At 58.4% G+C, this 19,069-nt stretch carries 17 protein-coding genes and 1 tRNA gene; 14 read left to right on the forward strand and 4 right to left on the reverse strand.

Annotated features, from left to right (window positions below; genetic code table 11):
* Positions 1–91 (forward strand): EF-Tu C-terminal domain-related protein (locus F3H58_RS26610; protein ID WP_022719208.1); only part of this gene is annotated, 91 nt, incomplete at its 5' end.
* Positions 92–160: 69 nt separating this feature from the next.
* Here F3H58_RS26610 and F3H58_RS26615 read toward each other — a convergent pair.
* Positions 161–748, reverse strand: a complete 588-nt coding sequence (locus tag F3H58_RS26615; protein ID WP_149744397.1) for a histidine phosphatase family protein — start codon at positions 746–748, stop codon at positions 161–163.
* A 185-nt stretch (positions 749–933) separates the two neighbouring features.
* Between F3H58_RS26615 and F3H58_RS26620 the strand changes: the two genes are divergently transcribed.
* The 9 genes from F3H58_RS26620 to rpoC all read left to right on the forward strand — a co-directional run bounded on the left by F3H58_RS26620 (position 934) and on the right by rpoC (position 13,344).
* Positions 934–1,009: transfer RNA gene (locus F3H58_RS26620), tRNA-Trp, on the forward strand.
* A gap of 185 nt (positions 1,010–1,194) precedes the next feature.
* A complete protein-coding gene (secE, locus tag F3H58_RS26625; protein ID WP_003523719.1) occupies positions 1,195–1,395 on the forward strand; it encodes a preprotein translocase subunit SecE in 201 nt (66 codons plus the stop codon).
* A gap of 45 nt (positions 1,396–1,440) precedes the next feature.
* The gene (gene nusG, locus F3H58_RS26630; RefSeq protein WP_003523721.1) at positions 1,441–1,971 is read left to right on the forward strand and encodes a transcription termination/antitermination protein NusG; all 531 of its coding nucleotides are present in this window, start codon (positions 1,441–1,443) and stop codon (positions 1,969–1,971) included.
* A 144-nt stretch (positions 1,972–2,115) separates the two neighbouring features.
* Entirely contained in the window at positions 2,116–2,547 is a 432-nt protein-coding gene (gene rplK, locus F3H58_RS26635) for a 50S ribosomal protein L11 (protein ID WP_003523723.1), read from the forward strand.
* A gap of 2 nt (positions 2,548–2,549) precedes the next feature.
* Positions 2,550–3,245, forward strand: coding sequence for a 50S ribosomal protein L1 (gene rplA, locus F3H58_RS26640; protein ID WP_003523724.1), 696 nt, complete (start codon positions 2,550–2,552; stop codon positions 3,243–3,245).
* Between the two features lie 355 nt (positions 3,246–3,600).
* On the forward strand, positions 3,601–4,119 hold the full coding sequence (gene rplJ / locus F3H58_RS26645) for a 50S ribosomal protein L10 (protein ID WP_003523725.1): 519 nt from the start codon (positions 3,601–3,603) through the stop codon (positions 4,117–4,119).
* A 59-nt stretch (positions 4,120–4,178) separates the two neighbouring features.
* The gene (gene rplL / locus F3H58_RS26650) at positions 4,179–4,556 is read left to right on the forward strand and encodes a 50S ribosomal protein L7/L12 (RefSeq protein WP_004442635.1); all 378 of its coding nucleotides are present in this window, start codon (positions 4,179–4,181) and stop codon (positions 4,554–4,556) included.
* Positions 4,557–4,818: 262 nt separating this feature from the next.
* On the forward strand, positions 4,819–8,955 hold the full coding sequence (gene rpoB, locus F3H58_RS26655; RefSeq protein ID WP_003523727.1) for a DNA-directed RNA polymerase subunit beta: 4,137 nt from the start codon (positions 4,819–4,821) through the stop codon (positions 8,953–8,955).
* Between the two features lie 180 nt (positions 8,956–9,135).
* Positions 9,136–13,344, forward strand: coding sequence for a DNA-directed RNA polymerase subunit beta' (gene rpoC, locus F3H58_RS26660; protein ID WP_149744398.1), 4,209 nt, complete (start codon positions 9,136–9,138; stop codon positions 13,342–13,344).
* A 145-nt stretch (positions 13,345–13,489) separates the two neighbouring features.
* On the opposite strand, the gene F3H58_RS26665 is transcribed toward rpoC, so the two are convergent.
* The 3 genes from F3H58_RS26665 to F3H58_RS26675 form a co-directional block, all read right to left on the reverse strand.
* Positions 13,490–14,575 (reverse strand): helix-turn-helix transcriptional regulator, encoded by a 1,086-nt coding sequence (locus F3H58_RS26665; RefSeq protein ID WP_149744399.1) that lies wholly within the window; start codon positions 14,573–14,575, stop codon positions 13,490–13,492.
* 98 nt (positions 14,576–14,673) lie between these two features.
* Positions 14,674–15,024 carry a VOC family protein gene (locus F3H58_RS26670; RefSeq protein WP_149744400.1) on the reverse strand — a complete coding sequence of 117 codons (351 nt, stop codon included), beginning with the start codon at positions 15,022–15,024 and terminating at the stop codon, positions 14,674–14,676.
* A gap of 10 nt (positions 15,025–15,034) precedes the next feature.
* Positions 15,035–15,328, reverse strand: coding sequence for a transcriptional regulator (locus tag F3H58_RS26675; protein ID WP_149744401.1), 294 nt, complete (start codon positions 15,326–15,328; stop codon positions 15,035–15,037).
* Between the two features lie 526 nt (positions 15,329–15,854).
* Here F3H58_RS26675 and rpsL point away from each other — a divergent pair.
* The 4 genes from rpsL to F3H58_RS26695 all read left to right on the forward strand — a co-directional run.
* Positions 15,855–16,226 carry a 30S ribosomal protein S12 gene (gene rpsL, locus F3H58_RS26680; protein WP_003507760.1) on the forward strand — a complete coding sequence of 124 codons (372 nt, stop codon included), beginning with the start codon at positions 15,855–15,857 and terminating at the stop codon, positions 16,224–16,226.
* Between the two features lie 78 nt (positions 16,227–16,304).
* Positions 16,305–16,775 (forward strand): 30S ribosomal protein S7, encoded by a 471-nt coding sequence (gene rpsG, locus F3H58_RS26685; RefSeq protein ID WP_003507761.1) that lies wholly within the window; start codon positions 16,305–16,307, stop codon positions 16,773–16,775.
* Positions 16,776–16,809: 34 nt separating this feature from the next.
* A complete protein-coding gene (fusA, locus tag F3H58_RS26690; protein WP_149744402.1) occupies positions 16,810–18,909 on the forward strand; it encodes an elongation factor G in 2,100 nt (699 codons plus the stop codon).
* A gap of 65 nt (positions 18,910–18,974) precedes the next feature.
* On the forward strand, positions 18,975–19,069 hold a 95-nt coding region (locus tag F3H58_RS26695), incomplete at its 3' end, for a GTP-binding protein (protein WP_018010120.1).

Consider the following 19,069-nt stretch of genomic DNA (forward strand, 5'->3'; position numbering starts at 1 on the left):
TCCGATCGCGATGGAAGAAAAGCTGCGCTTCGCTATCCGCGAAGGCGGCCGTACCGTCGGCGCCGGCATCGTTGCCTCGATCGTCGAGTAATTTCAAACCCGCAAGGGATTGAAGAAAACCCCGCTGGAAACGGCGGGGTTTTTTATTGCCCTAAAAGGCTCAGCAGTCGATGCGGACGATATCGCCATCCTTGAGATGGAAGAATGCGTCCTGCGGCACATCAAGGCGCAATGCTTCCTCCTTTGGAAGGTTCGCATAGACGCCGCGCAACAGGCGGCTGGTGATGCCGTGGCAGATGACGATCGCATCGCGCGCCTGTCTCTGCTGAATGGTCTCCAGGCTGCGGGCCACGCGGCTTGTCATTCTTTCGAATGTCTCACCGCCCGGCGCGTGGAAGAACCACTCGTATCGATCCAGCCCGTCGCGCATGCCGGGATATTCATAATCGATCTCGTAATCCGTCATGCCGTCCCATACCCCCAAGCCGATCTCCATAAGGCCGGGATCGAGGGTGATGCCGTCGATCATGCCGATTTCGCCTGCGACGATTTCGCAGGTCTGTCTCGCCCTGCCGAGCGGGCTGGAGAAAATATGGACTTCATCGGTTTCGATCAGCGCGGCGAGCCTGCGGCCCATGCGCATCGCCTGTTGCAGCCCCAGTTCCGTCAAAGGCGAATCGACCTGGCCCTGCCAGCGGCGAACGGCGTTGAATTCGGTCTGGCCGTGACGGACGAGATAGATGCTCATGGGCGTTCCTGTGAAATGCGGGGAAGATCAGCGAATTGACCGATGTACCCGTGGGAGGGGCATGCCGGGGTATTTTGCCAGACAATGTGAAAAAACAAAAAACACACTTGCCATTCTTTTCCCTGCACCTTAAAGGAGCGCATACCGAATTGGCCAAGCGATTTCGCGGCCGGTTCAGGTGATCAAGGGGTATAGCTCAGTTGGTAGAGCGGCGGTCTCCAAAACCGCAGGTCGGGGGTTCGAGCCCCTCTGCCCCTGCCACTTTCCATTCGCAAGCGCGGGTCCTCGCTGCATGGCAGATGGGTGCCGGATTTCCGGCGAATTTCGCGGAATGTCGATTTCCTCTTGTTAAAAAGGGAATCGGTGTTTATGTAGGGGCAAAACAGACACGCGGTGCGTGGGGCTGATTAGTTCGGCTTTACGCGCCGTAATTGCGTGGGCAGTCAATGGCATCCAAAACCAATCCGTTTACGTTTCTGCAGCAGGTTCGCGCCGAAGCGTCAAAAATCACTTGGCCGTCGCGCCGCGAGACCATGATTTCGACGGCTATGGTGCTGGTGATGGTCATTTTTGCGGCTCTGTTCTTCTTTGCTGCGGATCAGCTCATCGGCTGGCTGCTCAGCCTGGTGCTGAACGTAGGCCGGTAACGGCGCGGTCAAAGGCCTGGTGGAAGGATCGAACGGAGAATAAAAATGGCAGCGCGCTGGTATATCGTTCACGCATATTCGAATTTCGAAAAGAAGGTCGCTGAGTCGATCGAGGAAAAGGCCCGTCAGAAGGGCCTGGATCATCTTTTCGAGAAAATCCTCGTGCCGACCGAAAAGGTGGTCGAGGTGCGTCGCGGCCGCAAGGTCGACAGCGAGCGCAAGTTTTTTCCAGGTTACGTGCTGGTGCGTGCCAACCTGACGGATGAGGCCTATCACCTCATCAAGAACACGCCGAAGGTTACCGGTTTCCTCGGTTCGGACAGCAAGCCTGTTCCGATTCCCGATTATGAAGCCGAGCGTATACTCGGTCAGGTTCAGGAAGGTGTCGAGCGTCCGAAGTCTTCGGTTTCGTTCGAGATCGGCGAGCAGGTTCGCGTTTCCGACGGTCCGTTCGCGTCGTTCAACGGCGTGGTTCAGGATGTCGACGAAGAGCGTTCGCGCCTGAAGGTGGAAGTTTCGATTTTCGGCCGCGCTACGCCGGTCGAGCTGGAATACAATCAGGTCGAGAAGGTCTGATTGGCGGGGCGAAGCCCCAAGCGCGTGGAAGGCTAACTGGCTCTTTAAGCCGGGGCAGGGCGCCGCACCACGCAACCGCAGCCGCCGGAGCAATCCGGCTTAAGAGAAGCCGGGTAACCGGTTTGAATTGAAAGGCAGAGAGATATGGCTAAGAAAGTTGCAGGCCAGCTCAAGTTGCAGGTAAAGGCCGGGGCGGCCAATCCGTCCCCGCCGATCGGTCCCGCACTTGGTCAGCGTGGCATTAACATCATGGAATTCTGCAAGGCGTTCAATGCCGCCACGCAGGAAATGGAAAAGGGTATGCCGATTCCGGTCGTCATCACCTATTACCAGGACAAGTCCTTCACCTTCGTCATGAAGCAGCCGCCGATGACCTACTGGCTGAAGAAGGAAGCGAAGATCACCTCCGGTTCCAAGACGCCTGGCAAGGGCGCCAAGGTCGGCTCCATTACCAAGGCTCAGGTCAAGACGATCGCTGAAGCCAAGATGAAGGATCTGAACGCAGCCGACATCGAAGGCGCAATGGCAATGGTTGAGGGCTCTGCCCGCGCCATGGGCCTGGAAGTGGTAGGTTGATCATGGCCAAGGTAGCAAAGCGCATTCAGAAGATCCGCGAAGGTGTGGATCCGAACAAGCTCTACGTTCTCACCGACGCCATTTCGATGGTCAAGGAACGTGCGGTTGCCAAGTTCGACGAAACCGTTGAAGTTTCGATGAACCTCGGCGTTGACCCGCGCCATGCGGACCAGATGGTTCGTGGCGTCGTCAACCTGCCGAACGGCACCGGCCGGGACGTTCGCGTCGCCGTCTTCGCCCGTGGCGCCAAGGCTGATGAAGCCACGGCTGCCGGTGCTGACGTTGTTGGTGCAGAAGAACTGGTTGAAATCGTTCAGGGCGGCAAGATCGACTTCGATCGTTGCATCGCGACCCCGGACATGATGCCGCTCGTTGGCCGTCTCGGCAAGGTACTCGGCCCGCGTGGCATGATGCCGAACCCGAAGGTTGGTACGGTAACGATGGATGTTGCCGGCGCCGTCAAGGCGTCCAAGGGCGGCGCTGTCGAGTTCCGCGTCGAAAAGGCCGGTATCGTACACGCTGGCGTTGGCAAGGCTTCGTTCGACGCCAAGGCTCTTGAAGAAAACATCAAGGCTTTCGCCGATGCCGTCATCAAGGCAAAGCCGACCGGTGCCAAGGGCAACTACGTCAAGCGCGTCGCGATTTCCTCGACCATGGGTCCGGGAGTCAAGATCGACCCTTCGTCGGTTACGGCTTAATCAATTCTCGCGCTTCCCAAGGGAAGTGTGAATAAAAGAATTTCCGGCTCCCAGGAGCCGGAGATTTCCGGGGAAACCCGGAACTCCTGTCCGAGATTGCGGGTGGCCATGTCTTTCGGGACCTGGCCTTAATCATTCAACCTGCATGAGACGGGTGAGGCTGGATTTGAGGCATCGAAACGATGCCTGACTGTCCGGTTCGAACCTGGTGTGCCTGTGCCTGAAGCCGTTTGCGGCGACAGAGCGGGGGACAGGATCCTCGAGCGTCGCTCGGGATCTTTGTAAAAAGGTCCCTTGGGGCAAAGGCAAACCCGACGGGTTCACATGTTGTGTTCCCGTCTACTGGAGACAGACAGTGGAAAGAGCGGAAAAACGCGAATTCGTCACGGAGCTGAACGAAGTCTTCAAGGCTTCCGGTTCGGTTGTCGTGGCCCACTATGCTGGTGTCACCGTTGCGCAGATGAACGACTTTCGTTCGAAGATGCGCGCTGCCGGAGGCACCGTCAAGGTCGCGAAGAACCGCCTGGCCAAGATCGCTCTTCAGGGCACGGAGTCGGAAGGGATGACAGATCTCTTCAAGGGCCAGACGCTGATTGCATACAGCGTCGACCCGATGATCGCTCCGAAAGTCGTCATGGATTTCGCCAAGACCAACGACAAGGTCGTTGTTCTCGGTGGTGCCATGGGTGCAACCACGCTCAACGCCGAAGCAGTCAAGTCGCTTGCGACCCTGCCTTCGCTGGACGAGCTGCGCGCAAAGCTGCTGGGCCTTCTCAATGCCCCGGCAACTCGCGTTGCTACGGTTGTCGCCGCACCTGCAAGCCAGCTGGCACGGGTGTTCTCGGCTTACGCCAAGAAGGACGAAGCCGCTTAAGGCGGTTTTTCGCTGTAAATATTCAAACTGGTTCGAACTGAACAAAAGGAACTATCAAAATGGCTGATCTCGCAAAGATCGTAGAAGACCTCTCCTCGCTGACCGTTCTGGAAGCTGCAGAACTGTCCAAGCTTCTCGAAGAAAAGTGGGGCGTTTCCGCTGCTGCTCCGGTAGCCGTTGCTGCTGCTGGCGGCGCTGCTGCTGCTGCTGCTCCGGAAGAAGAAAAGACCGAGTTCGACGTTATCCTGGTTGACGCTGGCGCCAACAAGATCAACGTCATCAAGGAAGTTCGCGGCATCACCGGCCTCGGCCTCAAGGAAGCCAAGGACCTCGTTGAAGGCGCTCCGAAGCCGGTCAAGGAAGCCGTTTCCAAGGCTGAAGCTGCTGATCTCAAGAAGAAGCTTGAGGACGCAGGCGCCAAGGTTGACGTTAAGTAATCTTGCGATTGCTGGCGGGAAGGGGCTTCATGCCCCTTTCCGTCGTCATCGTTTTTAAAACTCATTACCCAAAAGCCGCGTGAAAATGGCTTTTGGGTAATGGGTTCTTCAAGAGAATGGTTCCGAACCGGCTCATCTAGGCAATCCGGCCTGATCGATCCGGGATGTGGAACGAGATTGATGACACCCATTGCTTGACGGGATCGACTGGCCATCGGTTCCCGTCCGTTGCAGGCCCGGATGCAATTTTAAAGGAGCGACGATGGCTCAGACCCTTTCGTTTAACGGTCGCAGGCGCGTACGCAAGTTTTTCGGCAAAATTCCAGAAGTAGCGGAAATGCCGAACCTCATCGAGGTTCAGAAGGCTTCGTACGACCAGTTTCTCATGGTTGACGAGCCCAAGGGTGGCCGTCCCGACGAGGGATTGAATGCGGTATTCAAGTCCGTATTCCCGATCACCGATTTTTCCGGCGCCTCCATGCTTGAATTCGTGTCCTACGAATTCGAAGCGCCGAAGTTCGACGTCGAGGAATGCCGCCAGCGCGATCTGACCTATGCGGCGCCGCTGAAAGTGACGCTGCGCCTCATCGTGTTCGATATCGATGAAGATACCGGCGCGAAGTCCATCAAGGACATCAAGGAACAGTCCGTCTACATGGGCGACATGCCGCTCATGACCAATAACGGTACGTTCATCGTCAACGGCACCGAGCGCGTCATCGTTTCGCAGATGCACCGTTCGCCGGGCGTGTTCTTCGATCACGACAAGGGCAAGAGCCATTCTTCGGGCAAGCTGCTCTTCGCTGCCCGCGTCATCCCGTATCGCGGTTCCTGGCTCGACATCGAATTCGACGCCAAGGACATCGTCTATGCGCGTATCGACCGTCGCCGCAAGATTCCCGTGACCTCGCTGCTGATGGCGCTTGGCATGGATGGCGAAGACATTCTGTCGACCTTCTATACCAAGGCTTCCTATGAGCGCGACGGCGACGGCTGGCGCATTCCGTTCCAGCCCGAGACGCTGAAGAACGCCAAGGTCATCACCGACATGATCGACGCCGATACCGGTGAAGTCGTTGTCGAAGGTGGCAAGAAGCTGACCCCGCGCCTGATCCGTCAGCTCACGGAGAAGGGCCTGAAGGCACTGAAGGCGACCGACGAAGACCTCTACGGCAACTATCTGGCCGAAGACATCGTCAACTACGAGACGGGTGAAATCTATCTCGAAGCCGGCGACGAAATCGACGAGAAGACCCTCGGTCTCATCCTGCAGTCCGGCTTCGACGAGATTCCGGTCCTCAACATCGACCACGTCAATGTTGGCGCCTATATCCGCAACACGCTGTCTGCCGACAAGAACGAGAACCGTCAGGAAGCCCTGTTCGACATCTACCGCGTCATGCGTCCGGGTGAGCCGCCGACCATGGAATCGGCGGAAGCGATGTTCAACTCGCTGTTCTTCGATGCAGAGCGTTACGATCTGTCGGCTGTTGGCCGCGTCAAGATGAACATGCGCCTCGACCTCGATGCGGAAGACACCGTGCGCACGCTGCGCAAGGAAGACATCCTCGCCGTCGTCAAGATGCTGGTCGAACTGCGCGACGGCAAGGGCGAAATCGACGACATCGACAACCTCGGCAACCGCCGTGTCCGTTCTGTCGGCGAACTGATGGAAAACCAGTATCGTCTGGGACTTCTGCGCATGGAACGTGCGATCAAGGAACGTATGTCCTCGATCGAAATCGACACCGTGATGCCGCAGGACCTGATCAACGCGAAGCCGGCAGCCGCCGCCGTTCGTGAATTCTTCGGTTCCTCGCAGCTGTCGCAGTTCATGGACCAGGTGAACCCGCTTTCGGAAATCACCCACAAGCGCCGTCTTTCGGCTCTTGGACCGGGTGGTCTGACCCGCGAGCGCGCCGGCTTCGAAGTCCGCGACGTTCACCCGACCCATTACGGCCGTATTTGCCCGATCGAGACGCCGGAAGGCCCGAACATCGGTCTGATCAACTCGCTTGCCACCTTCGCCCGCGTCAACAAGTACGGCTTCATCGAAAGCCCGTACCGCAAGATCGTCGACGGCAAGGTGACCAACGACGTGATCTACCTCTCCGCCATGGAAGAGGCCAAGTATTACGTCGCGCAGGCCAACGCGCCGCTCAATGAAGACGGTTCGTTCTCGGAAGAGTTCGTCGTCTGCCGTCACTCGGGCGAAGTTATGCTCGCACCGCGCGACAACATCAACCTGATGGACGTTTCGCCGAAGCAGCTCGTTTCGGTCGCAGCGGCTCTCATTCCGTTCCTGGAAAACGACGACGCCAACCGCGCTCTCATGGGCTCGAACATGCAGCGTCAGGCCGTTCCGCTTCTGCGCGCCGAGGCACCGTTCGTCGGTACCGGCATGGAGCCGATCGTTGCCCGTGACTCCGGCGCTGCCATTGCAGCCCGTCGTGGCGGTGTGGTCGATCAGGTGGATGCGACCCGTATCGTTATCCGCGCCACGGAAGACCTCGATGCCGGCAAGTCCGGTGTTGACATCTACCGTCTGCAGAAGTTCCAGCGTTCGAACCAGAACACCTGCGTCAACCAGCGTCCGCTGGTTTCCGTCGGCGACAACATCTCCAAGGGCGATATCATCGCGGACGGTCCGTCGACCGACCTCGGCGATCTGGCTCTCGGCCGCAACGCGCTCGTCGCGTTCATGCCCTGGAACGGCTACAACTACGAAGACTCGATCCTGATGTCGGAGCGTATCGTTTCCGACGACGTGTTCACCTCCATCCACATCGAAGAATTCGAAGTGATGGCGCGCGACACGAAGCTTGGTCCGGAAGAAATCACGCGCGACATTCCGAACGTTTCGGAAGAAGCGCTGAAGAACCTCGACGAAGCCGGTATCGTTTACATCGGTGCGGAAGTTCAGCCGGGCGACATCCTCGTCGGCAAGATCACGCCGAAGGGCGAAAGCCCGATGACGCCGGAAGAAAAGCTTCTGCGCGCCATCTTCGGTGAAAAGGCTTCCGACGTTCGCGACACCTCCATGCGCATGCCTCCGGGCACGTTCGGTACGGTCGTCGAAGTCCGCGTCTTCAACCGTCACGGTGTGGAGAAGGACGAGCGCGCGATGGCTATCGAGCGCGAAGAGATCGAGCGTCTGGCGAAGGACCGCGACGACGAGCAGGCGATCCTCGACCGTAACGTCTACGGCCGTCTGATCGACATGCTGCGTGGCCACGTTTCCATCGCCGGTCCGAAGGGCTTCAAGAAGGGCGTCGAGCTTTCCAACGCCGTCGTTTCCGAATATCCCCGCTCGCAGTGGTGGATGTTCGCGGTCGAAGACGAAAAGGCTCAGTCCGAGCTGGAAGCGCTTCGTGGCCAGTACGACGAATCCAAGTCGCGCCTTGAACAGCGCTTCATGGATAAGGTCGAAAAGGTCCAGCGCGGCGATGAAATGCCTCCGGGCGTCATGAAGATGGTCAAGGTCTTCGTTGCCGTTAAGCGCAAGATCCAGCCGGGCGACAAGATGGCCGGCCGTCACGGTAACAAGGGCGTCGTCTCGCGTATCGTTCCGGTCGAGGACATGCCGTTCCTCGAAGACGGCACGCATGTCGACATCTGCTTGAACCCGCTCGGCGTGCCTTCGCGCATGAACGTCGGCCAGATCCTCGAAACCCACCTCGCATGGGCATGCGCAGGCATGGGCAAGAAGATCGGCGAGATGCTCGAAGAGTATCGCAAGACGATGGACATCAGCGAGCTCCGCAGCGAGCTGACGGAAATCTACGCGTCTGAAGCCAATGACGAGGTTCAGCGTTTCGATGACGACTCGCTCGTCAAGCTTGCCGAAGAAGCCAAGCGCGGTGTTTCCATCGCGACCCCGGTTTTCGACGGTGCGCATGAGCCTGACGTTGCCGCGATGCTGAAGAAGGCAGGTCTGCATGAATCCGGTCAGTCCGTCCTTTACGACGGTCGTACCGGTGAGCCGTTCGACCGCAAGGTCACCGTCGGCTACATGTACATGATCAAGCTGAACCACCTTGTCGACGACAAGATCCACGCTCGCTCGATCGGTCCTTACTCGCTCGTTACCCAGCAGCCGCTGGGCGGCAAGGCGCAGTTCGGCGGACAGCGCTTCGGGGAAATGGAAGTCTGGGCTCTGGAAGCATACGGCGCGGCTTACACGCTGCAGGAAATGCTCACCGTCAAGTCGGACGACGTGGCGGGCCGCACCAAGGTTTACGAAGCGATCGTCCGTGGCGACGACACCTTCGAAGCCGGTATTCCGGAGAGCTTCAACGTTCTCGTCAAGGAAATGCGGTCGCTCGGTCTTTCGGTCGAACTGGAAAACTCGAAGATCGAGAACCAGCCCGAAGACCAGCTGCCCGACGCGGCGGAATAAGACGATAGAGGCGGGCGCCTTCAAGGGCGCCTGCCGGTTTCCCGGGCGGTATTGGCCGGTTCGGGACACTTTCGCCGCATTATGCGGTTAATCCGTATTTAAAGCTCTGGACGGTGACCCGGGAAGAAGCCGGTCCAGATGCAAACAGGGGCAGCAGCTAGCCTCTCAAGGAGACAAGGCATGAACCAAGAGGTCATGAATCTTTTCAATCCTCAGGTGCCTGCGCAGCATTTCGATTCCATCCGGATTTCGATCGCTTCGCCGGAAAAAATCCTGTCGTGGTCCTACGGCGAGATCAAGAAGCCGGAAACCATCAACTACCGTACGTTCAAGCCGGAACGCGACGGTCTCTTCTGCGCGCGTATCTTCGGACCGATCAAGGACTATGAGTGCCTGTGCGGCAAGTACAAGCGCATGAAGTACAAGGGCATCATCTGCGAAAAGTGCGGCGTCGAAGTCACGCTGTCGCGCGTTCGCCGTGAGCGCATGGGCCATATTGAGCTCGCAGCGCCGGTTGCCCATATCTGGTTCCTGAAGTCGCTTCCCTCGCGTATCTCGACCCTGCTCGACATGACGCTGAAGGATGTCGAGCGCGTTCTCTATTTCGAGAACTACATCGTCACCGAACCGGGCCTCACTTCGCTGAAGCAGAACCAGCTTCTGTCCGAAGAAGAGTACATGATCGCCGTCGACGAATTCGGCGAAGACCAGTTCACCGCCATGATCGGCGCTGAAGCCATCTATGAGATGCTGGCTTCGATGAACCTCGAAAAGATCGCCGGCGACCTGCGCGTCGAGCTTGCTGAAACGACTTCTGATCTGAAGCAGAAGAAGCTGATGAAGCGCCTGAAGATCGTCGAGAACTTCATGGAAAGCGGCAACCGTCCGGAATGGATGATCATGAAGGTCGTTCCGGTCATTCCGCCGGACCTGCGCCCGCTGGTTCCGCTGGATGGCGGCCGTTTCGCGACTTCCGACCTCAACGATCTCTATCGCCGCGTCATCAACCGTAACAACCGTCTGAAGCGCCTGATCGAGCTTCGTGCGCCGGGTATCATCATCCGCAACGAAAAGCGTATGTTGCAGGAATCCGTCGATGCGCTGTTCGACAACGGCCGTCGCGGCCGTGTCATCACGGGTGCCAACAAGCGCCCGCTGAAGTCGCTCTCCGACATGCTCAAGGGCAAGCAGGGCCGCTTCCGCCAGAACCTTCTCGGCAAGCGCGTCGACTATTCCGGCCGTTCGGTCATCGTGACTGGTCCGGAACTGAAGCTGCACCAGTGCGGTCTGCCGAAGAAGATGGCGCTCGAACTGTTCAAGCCGTTCATCTATGCCCGCCTCGACGCCAAGGGTTACTCCTCGACCGTCAAGCAGGCCAAGAAGCTGGTTGAAAAGGAAAAGCCGGAAGTCTGGGATATCCTCGACGAGGTCATCCGCGAGCATCCGGTTCTGCTGAACCGCGCACCGACGCTGCACCGTCTGGGTATCCAGGCCTTCGAACCCATGCTGGTCGAAGGCAAGGCCATCCAGCTGCACCCGCTCGTCTGCACGGCCTTCAACGCCGACTTCGACGGCGACCAGATGGCTGTTCACGTTCCGCTCTCGCTGGAAGCCCAGCTGGAAGCGCGCGTGCTGATGATGTCGACCAACAACATCCTGCATCCGGCAAACGGCCACCCGATCATCGTTCCTTCGCAGGACATGGTTCTCGGCCTGTATTACCTGTCGATCATGAACCAGAACGAGCCGGGCGAAGGCATGGCCTTCTCCGACATCGGTGAGCTGCATCACGCGCTTGAAAACAAGGTCGTGACGCTGCATGCCAAGATCCGTGGTCGCTTCAAGACCGTGGATGCCGATGGCAAGCCGGTTTCGAAGATCCATGAGACGACCCCCGGCCGTATGCTGATTGGCGAACTTCTGCCGAAGAACGTCAACGTGCCTTTCGACGTCTGCAACCAGGAAATGACCAAGAAGAACATCTCCAAGATGATCGACACGGTCTACCGTCATTGCGGCCAGAAAGACACGGTCATCTTCTGCGACCGCATCATGCAGCTCGGCTTTGCCCATGCCTGCCGCGCCGGCATTTCGTTCGGCAAGGACGACATGGTCATTCCGGACAGCAAGGTGAAGATCGTCGGCGACACCGAAGCTCTCGTGAAGGAATACGAACAGCAGTATAATGATGGTCTCATCACCCAGGGCGAAAAGTACAACAAGGTTGTCGACGCCTGGGGCAAGGCTACCGAAAAGGTCGCCGAAGAGATGATGGCACGCATCAAGGCTGTCGAGTTCGATCCGGAAACGGGCCGTCAGAAGCCGATGAACTCCATCTACATGATGTCGCACTCGGGTGCTCGTGGTTCTCCGAACCAGATGCGTCAGCTGGGCGGCATGCGCGGCCTGATGGCGAAGCCGTCGGGTGAAATCATCGAGACGCCGATCATCTCGAACTTCAAGGAAGGCCTGACCGTTAACGAGTACTTCAACTCGACCCACGGTGCCCGTAAGGGTCTCGCAGACACCGCCCTGAAGACGGCGAACTCGGGTTACCTGACCCGTCGTCTCGTCGACGTCGCGCAGGACTGCATCGTCAACTCCAGGGATTGCGGCACCGACAAGGGCCTCACCATGACGGCCATCGTCGATGCCGGTCAGGTGGTTGCTTCGCTCGGCGCGCGTATCCTCGGCCGTACGGCTCTGGACGACATCGACAACCCGGTCACCGGCGAGAACATCGTCAAGGCCGGTACGCTGATCGACGAAGCCGATGTGGCTGCCATCGAGAAGGCTGGCATTCAGTCCGTTCGCATCCGTTCGGCGCTCACCTGCGAAGTGCAGGTTGGTGTCTGCGGCGTCTGCTACGGTCGTGACCTTGCACGCGGTACGCCTGTCAACATGGGCGAAGCCGTTGGCGTTATCGCCGCTCAGTCGATCGGTGAACCGGGCACGCAGCTTACCATGCGTACGTTCCACCTTGGTGGCACGGCAAACGTGGTCGACCAGTCGTTCCTCGAAGCGTCTTATGAAGGCACGATCCAGATCAAGAACCGCAACATCCTGCGGAACTCCGAAGGCGTTCTCATCGCCATGGGCCGTAACATGTCCATTACGATCCTTGATGAGCGCGGCGCGGAGCGTTCCACGCAGCGTGTGGCCTACGGTTCGAAGATCTTCGTTGATGATGGCGACAAGGTAAAGCGTGGCCAGCGTCTTGCAGAGTGGGACCCCTACACCCGTCCGATGATGACGGAAGTGGAAGGTACCGTTCACTTCGAAGACCTCGTCGATGGTCTTTCCGTACTGGAAGCGACCGACGAATCCACCGGCATCACCAAGCGTCAGGTCATTGACTGGCGTTCGACGCCGCGCGGTTCGGACTTGAAGCCTGCGATCGTCATCAAGGACGCGTCCGGCGCTGTTGCGAAGCTTGCCCGTGGTGGTGAAGCCCGCTTCCAGCTTTCGGTTGATGCCATCCTGTCGGTCGAGCCGGGTGCGAAGGTGTCCCAGGGTGACGTGCTTGCACGTTCGCCGCTGGAAAGCGCCAAGACGAAGGACATCACCGGTGGTCTGCCACGCGTTGCGGAACTGTTCGAAGCCCGTCGTCCGAAGGATCACGCCATCATCGCAGAGATCGATGGTACGATCCGTCTCGGCCGCGACTACAAGAACAAGCGTCGAGTGATGATCGAGCCTGCGGAAGATGGCGTCGAGCCCGTCGAATACCTGATCCCGAAGGGCAAGCCCTTCCACCTTCAGGAAGGCGACTATATCGAAAAGGGTGAATACATTCTCGACGGTAACCCGGCACCGCACGACATTCTGGCGATCAAGGGCGTGGAGGCTCTGGCTTCCTACCTCGTGAACGAAATCCAGGAAGTCTACCGTCTGCAGGGCGTTGTGATCAACGACAAGCACATCGAGGTGATCGTTCGCCAGATGCTGCAGAAGGTTGAAATCACCGATGCTGGCGACAGCCAGTACATCGTTGGTGACAACGTCGATCGCATCGAGCTTGACGACAACAACGACCGCCTGATCGAAGAAGGCAAGAAGCCTGCCTATGGCGAGCCGGTTCTGCTCGGCATTACCAAGGCTTCGCTGCAGACGCCGTCCTTCATCTCGGCCGCATCCTTCCAGGAAACCACCAAGGTTCTCACGGAAGCTGCGATTGCCGGCAAGACGGACACGCTGCAGGGCCTCAAGGAAAACGTCATCGTCGGCCGTCTCATCCCGGCTGGTACTGGCGGCACCATGACGCAGATCCGCCGCATCGCCACCTCGCGCGACGACCTCATTCTCGAGGAACGCCGCAAGGGCACCGGTGCAGGTTCTGCGAACCAGATGCTGCAGGACATGACGGACCAGGCTCCGGCCGCCGAATAAGGCGGGAAGGGCAGGGGCTTTGCGAAGCCCCGCCAAAGTTCCGAACAAAACGCCCGGAGCAATCCGGGCGTTTTTTTGTTTGAGCGGAATTTGGAAGCTTCTTGCCCTTTTCCGGTCAACCCGGAAATCCATCGGCGCAAATGGGTTAGGCCTGTCCGCGGATGTTATAGCGAGTGAGAACGGAAAGCCGGCGAACGAGGTCGGCCTTGCCGGTGCTGCCGGTCTTCGCGTAGATAGACTTGGCGTTGCTGCGCACGGTTTCGTGCGAGACTTTCAGCTGCTTCGCCACCGCCGGAAGCGAAAGCCCCTTCATGATTTCCAGCGCTACCCGCGCTTCGCCCCTGGTTAGATCGTAGAGACCCTTGAGCAATGTGTTTGCGTCGGCAATTATGCCCGTCGGCTGCGATACGAGCGCGATGGCGTTACCGTTGGGTGAGAAATCCAGTGCGCTCTTGCGCAGCGGTATGAGGTGGAGAATGCAGGCGCCGTCTTCGCTGGCGGGAAGAGGGAAGGAACCGGCGTCATGCCCAGAGAGTGCCTTGTAAAGCAGCCGGTTCACTCTCTCATCGGCAATGGTGATTCTGTCGCGCGTGCGGGCGGAGAAGCATTTCTGTAATGACAGGAACAGATCGTTGGCCGAAAGGATGTGGCCGCTCGTCTGCAGCACTGCGGCCGGCGCGCCAATGGCGTTGAGGCCAAGTGTCATCGCATCGGCCTTCTGACGCTGCAGCTGTGTTGCGAGGGTTAGGCTGCGGGCGATATGCGGCCTTAGTCCGCCGAGTGCTGCCATGGTCTCGGGCGTGATAGTGCCGGCGTCTAGCCTGCGTTCAAACAGCACTGTCATCTCCGGATGGCCGGGTGGAGCAACCTGTGTCGCCGCGCCGTATCCCAAACCGCGGGGCATGAGGAAGTCACGAACGATCGGCAGCTCGGCCCATTCCTCATGATTGAAGACGTCCAAATCCTGCGCGAAGGAGAATTGGCCTTCCCGGGCGATGCGGCTGAGGCGATCATTGCGGTGGTTCCAGCCGCCTGCCGCGAAGTCCTTCATCAGCTCCTGAAAGCTCGGCGTGTGAAGCCACACCTGGTCTTCTCCCTTGCCCCAGGTAATCGCGCCGCCCCAGAAGTTGAGATGACGGCAGATAGCTACCAGAACCGGCATCCAGCGGTCGGGAAAAAGCGCCGCTTCATAAATGTCATCGATAATGTCTGCCGACGATATAGTATCCAACCCGCCACCGAAAATTTGCGTCGGAACTATTCTAAGCTGAGGTCGGTTGGATATTCAATGTATAAAGAATTAATACTACTGTATTTAAAGTATATAATCTATGAGTGACTTAATATATTGATGAGTTTGCCGAACGGGTCGCGCACGAACAGGCGGCGTACACCCCACGCCTCGACTGCGGGGCCGTATTCGATCTGCAGCTCGGCCGTCAGGATCCGGGCGTGGACCTCGTCGAAGTTGTCGACCTCGATGGAGAGGTCCGGCACATCCGTGCCGGAGCCGCCTTCGCGTGCGAAACTCACCTGAACCCGCGCTTCGAGCGGGCTGGCGTGGGTGACGATCCAGCCGTGATCCATGGCGACGGGCATGCCGAGAATGTCACCGTAGAACGCCTGCGCCCGCGCGGGGTCTGGTGTTGCTATGTTGGCGACGACACGTCTGACCGCCATGGCTTGAACCTCAGGCGAAGCGGATGATGGCGACCTCGCCTTCGAGCGCGCCCTGATAGGCGGAGGCGTGAGGCTCTTCATCCGGGATCTCGGTCAGCATGCCGATCTGGTCGAGATCGGCTTCGATGAAACCTTCCTCGGAAAGCGCGTTCAGCGTTTCGCGCACGGCGGTATCGTCGTCCGGCGCCCTGAGGATGACGTGAATGTCGATACCCTCGGAGTTGTCGGTTTCGTAAGCCTTGCCGATGACGATGAAGACCATCGGCTCGTCGCGTCCGTTGTCGTTGTCGGGGAGGGTGGTCATGACGCGTTCCTTGATCTTTCGTTGCTGTCATGCGGGCCGATGGAATCGGTCCCGCGGGTGGCGAGACCGATCCGGCCCGCCCTGAGGGAATCAATAGACGGATTTTATGAAAAGCCAAAGCGTGGAGGTCAAAATCGCTGCCTTCTGCGCGGACTTATGTTAAAGCGCGTTGGAAATGGCCCTAGCGTGGGCTTTGCGGCAAGGGGTGGTGGCGCAAAATGTGGATTCACCCTTGACGAAAGCTGGCTAAAACAGTAGTACGCCCGCCATCGGAGCCTCTGTGGGTGCTGTCCGTTCGGTAAGCTTTTTCCCGAACATCATCTCAAACGGGTCTCCATTGCACGTAGAAGACACGAATGTTGCACGCAAGACGCCTCATCCGGTGTCCTCTGCTCTTGGTGGTCCATCCGTGAAAACGGATCGGGCCACGTTTTGCGCATGAGGATATATGCGTGCATCGTCGCCGGCAACGGCATAGCCGCCACCCGTGAGGGTGGCTAAAGTAGTTTTTGCAAGGGATGGTTATATGCCTACCGTAAACCAGCTGATCCGCAAGCCTCGCCAGGCACAGGTAAAGCGCAACAAGGTTCCTGCTCTTCAGGAAAACCCGCAGAAGCGTGGTGTTTGCACCCGCGTTTACACGACGACCCCGAAGAAGCCGAACTCGGCTCTGCGTAAGGTTGCCAAGATCCGCCTCACCAACGGCTTCGAAGTCATCGGCTACATTCCGGGCGAAGGTCACAACCTTCAGGAACACTCCGTGGTCATGATCCGCGGCGGCCGCGTAAAGGACTTGCCGGGCGTGCGTTACCACATCATCCGCGGTGTTCTCGATACCCAGGGCGTCAAGAACCGCAAGCAGCGCCGCTCCAAGTACGGTGCGAAGCGTCCGAAGTAATTCGGGTTTAAACAAATTCCGGCGCTGCGCGAGGTTCTCCGCGTGGTAAAGCGTCAATAACATTGAGAGACAAAGAATATGTCCCGTCGCCATAGTGCAGAAAAGCGTGAGATCAACCCGGACCCGAAGTTCGGCGATCTGGTCGTCACCAAGTTCATGAATGCCATCATGCTTCATGGCAAGAAGTCGGTTGCAGAAAGCATCGTTTACGGCGCGTTCGACGTCGTTCAGGGCAAGACGAAGCAGGAGCCGCTCGGCGTGTTCCACTCCGCCCTCGACAACGTTGCTCCGCACGTTGAAGTGCGTTCGCGCCGCGTTGGTGGTGCAACCTACCAGGTCCCGGTCGACGTTCGTCCGGAGCGCCGCCAGGCTCTCGCCATCCGCTGGCTGATCACCGCTGCTCGCAAGCGTAACGAAACGACCATGGTCGATCGCCTTTCCGGCGAACTCATGGACGCTGCGAACAACCGTGGTTCCGCTGTCAAGAAGCGCGAAGACACGCACAAGATGGCCGACGCCAACCGCGCATTCTCGCATTACCGCTGGTAATCTTAAACGGTCGCATATCGAAAGGCAGTCCATTATGGCTCGCGAATATAAAATCGAAGACTACCGCAATTTCGGTATCATGGCGCATATCGACGCCGGCAAGACGACGACCACCGAGCGTATTCTTTATTACACCGGTAAGTCGCACAAGATCGGCGAAGTTCATGATGGCGCTGCCACGATGGACTGGATGGAACAGGAGCAGGAGCGTGGTATCACCATCACCTCTGCTGCGACCACGACCTTCTGGAAGGGTCGCGACGGCAAGATGCGCCGTTTCAACATCATCGACACCCCCGGCCACGTTGACTTCACCATTGAAGTCGAGCGTTCGCTGCGCGTTCTCGACGGTGCTATCGCCCTTCTCGACGCCAACGCCGGTGTTGAGCCGCAGACGGAAACCGTCTGGCGTCAGGCTGAGAAGTATCATGTTCCGCGCATGATCTTCTGCAACAAGATGGACAAGACCGGTGCTGACTTCTACCGCTCGGTAGAAATGATCAAGACCCGCCTCGGCGCCATCGCCGTTGTCATGCAGCTGCCGATCGGCGCTGAGACCGAGTTCAAGGGCGTTATCGACCTGATCGAGATGAACGCACTCATCTGGCGCGACGAATCGCTCGGCGCTCAGTGGGACGTCGTCGAGATTCCTGAGGACATGAAGGCCAAGGCTGACGAATATCGCGAAAAGCTGATCGAGACCGTTGTCGAGATCGACGAAGAAGCGATGGAAGACTACCTGAACGGCATCATGCCCGACAACGACAAGATCCGTGCGCTTGTTCGCCGCGGCACCATCGACGTGAAGTTCCACCCGATGTTCTGCGGTACCGCGTTCAAGAACAAGGGCGTTCAGCCGCTTCTCGACGCTGTTGTCGACTACCTGCCTTCTCCGCTGGACATTCCGGCGATCAAGGGTATCGACTTCAAGACCGAAGCCGAAATCGAGCGTCATGCCGACGACAGCGAGCCGCTTTCCATGCTCGCGTTCAAGATCATGAACGACCCCTTCGTCGGTTCGCTGACCTTCGCACGCATCTACTCGGGCAAGCTCGAAAAGGGTACGTCTGTCATCAACACGGTCAAGGACAAGCGCGAGCGCGTCGGCCGTATGCTGCAGATGCACTCCAACAGCCGTGAAGACATCGAAGAAGCCTTTGCCGGCGACATCGTTGCTCTGGCTGGCCTCAAGGAAACCACCACTGGCGACACGCTCTGCGATCCGCTGAAGCCGGTTATCCTCGAGCGTATGGAATTCCCCGAGCCGGTCATCCAGATCGCGATCGAGCCGAAGACCAAGGGCGACCAGGAAAAGATGGGCCTCGCGCTCAACCGTCTGGCTGCTGAAGATCCTTCGTTCCGCGTCAAGACCGACGAAGAGTCCGGTCAGACGATCATCGCGGGCATGGGCGAACTTCACCTCGACATTCTCGTTGACCGTATGCGTCGCGAGTTCAAGGTTGAAGCCACCGTCGGCGCGCCGCAGGTTGCCTACCGCGAAACGATCACGCGTCAGCACGAAGAAGACTACACGCACAAGAAGCAGTCCGGTGGTACCGGTCAGTTCGCTCGCGTGAAGATCATCTTCGAACCGAACCCCGAAGGCGAAGACTTCAAGTTCGAGTCGAAGATCGTCGGTGGTGCTGTTCCGAAGGAATACATCCCGGGCGTTCAGAAGGGTATCGAAAGCGTTCTGTCTTCCGGTCCGCTCGCTGGCTTCCCGATGCTCGGTGTCAAGGCGACGCTGATCGACGGTGCATTCCACGATGTTGACTCGTCCGTTCTCGCCTTCGAAATCGCATCGCGCGCCTGCTTCCGTGAAGCAGCGAAGAAGGCTGGTGCACAGCTTCTCGAGCCGATGATGAAGGTCGAAGTCGTAACGCCGGAAGACTATGTCGGCGACGTTATCGGCGACCTGAACTCCCGTCGTGGTCAGATCCAGGGCCAGGAAAGCCGTGGTATCGCCGTCGTCATCAATGCACATGTTCCGCTCGCGAACATGTTCAAGTACGTCGACAACCTGCGCTCCATGTCGCAGGGTCGCGCTCAGTACTCGATGACGTTCGACCACTATTCGCCGGTTCCGTCGAACGTGGCTCAGGAAATCCAGGCTAAGTACTCCGGTCAGAAGTGATCGGGGTACGCCCCACCGAATTTTGAAGATTATTCCCGTCAAGGGACAAGAATGGAGAGCCACTAATGGCAAAGAGCAAGTTTGAGCGCAATAAGCCGCACGTCAACATTGGCACGATCGGTCACGTTGACCATGGCAAGACGTCGCTGACGGCAGCGAT

The sequence above is a fragment of the Rhizobium sp. NFACC06-2 genome (genome assembly GCF_900101425.1).
Taxonomy (GTDB): Bacteria; Pseudomonadota; Alphaproteobacteria; order Rhizobiales; family Rhizobiaceae; genus Agrobacterium; species Agrobacterium leguminum.

Excerpts from the sequence above, each read along its gene's own strand:
- rplL (WP_004442635.1), top strand. The coding sequence starts at position 4,179 with ATGGCTGATCTCGCAAAGATCGTAGAAGACCTCTCCTCGCTGACCGTT.
- rpoB (WP_003523727.1), top strand. The coding sequence starts at position 4,819 with ATGGCTCAGACCCTTTCGTTTAACGGTCGCAGGCGCGTACGCAAGTTT.
- F3H58_RS26615 (WP_149744397.1), bottom strand. The coding sequence starts at position 748 with ATGAGCATCTATCTCGTCCGTCACGGCCAGACCGAATTCAACGCCGTT.
- rplA (WP_003523724.1), top strand. The coding sequence starts at position 2,550 with ATGGCCAAGGTAGCAAAGCGCATTCAGAAGATCCGCGAAGGTGTGGAT.
- rplK (WP_003523723.1), top strand. The coding sequence starts at position 2,116 with ATGGCTAAGAAAGTTGCAGGCCAGCTCAAGTTGCAGGTAAAGGCCGGG.
- rpoC (WP_149744398.1), top strand. The coding sequence starts at position 9,136 with ATGAACCAAGAGGTCATGAATCTTTTCAATCCTCAGGTGCCTGCGCAG.
- F3H58_RS26670 (WP_149744400.1), bottom strand. The coding sequence starts at position 15,024 with ATGGCGGTCAGACGTGTCGTCGCCAACATAGCAACACCAGACCCCGCG.
- rpsL (WP_003507760.1), top strand. The coding sequence starts at position 15,855 with ATGCCTACCGTAAACCAGCTGATCCGCAAGCCTCGCCAGGCACAGGTA.
- fusA (WP_149744402.1), top strand. The coding sequence starts at position 16,810 with ATGGCTCGCGAATATAAAATCGAAGACTACCGCAATTTCGGTATCATG.
- nusG (WP_003523721.1), top strand. The coding sequence starts at position 1,441 with ATGGCAGCGCGCTGGTATATCGTTCACGCATATTCGAATTTCGAAAAG.
- rpsG (WP_003507761.1), top strand. The coding sequence starts at position 16,305 with ATGTCCCGTCGCCATAGTGCAGAAAAGCGTGAGATCAACCCGGACCCG.
- secE (WP_003523719.1), top strand. The coding sequence starts at position 1,195 with ATGGCATCCAAAACCAATCCGTTTACGTTTCTGCAGCAGGTTCGCGCC.
- F3H58_RS26675 (WP_149744401.1), bottom strand. The coding sequence starts at position 15,328 with ATGACCACCCTCCCCGACAACGACAACGGACGCGACGAGCCGATGGTC.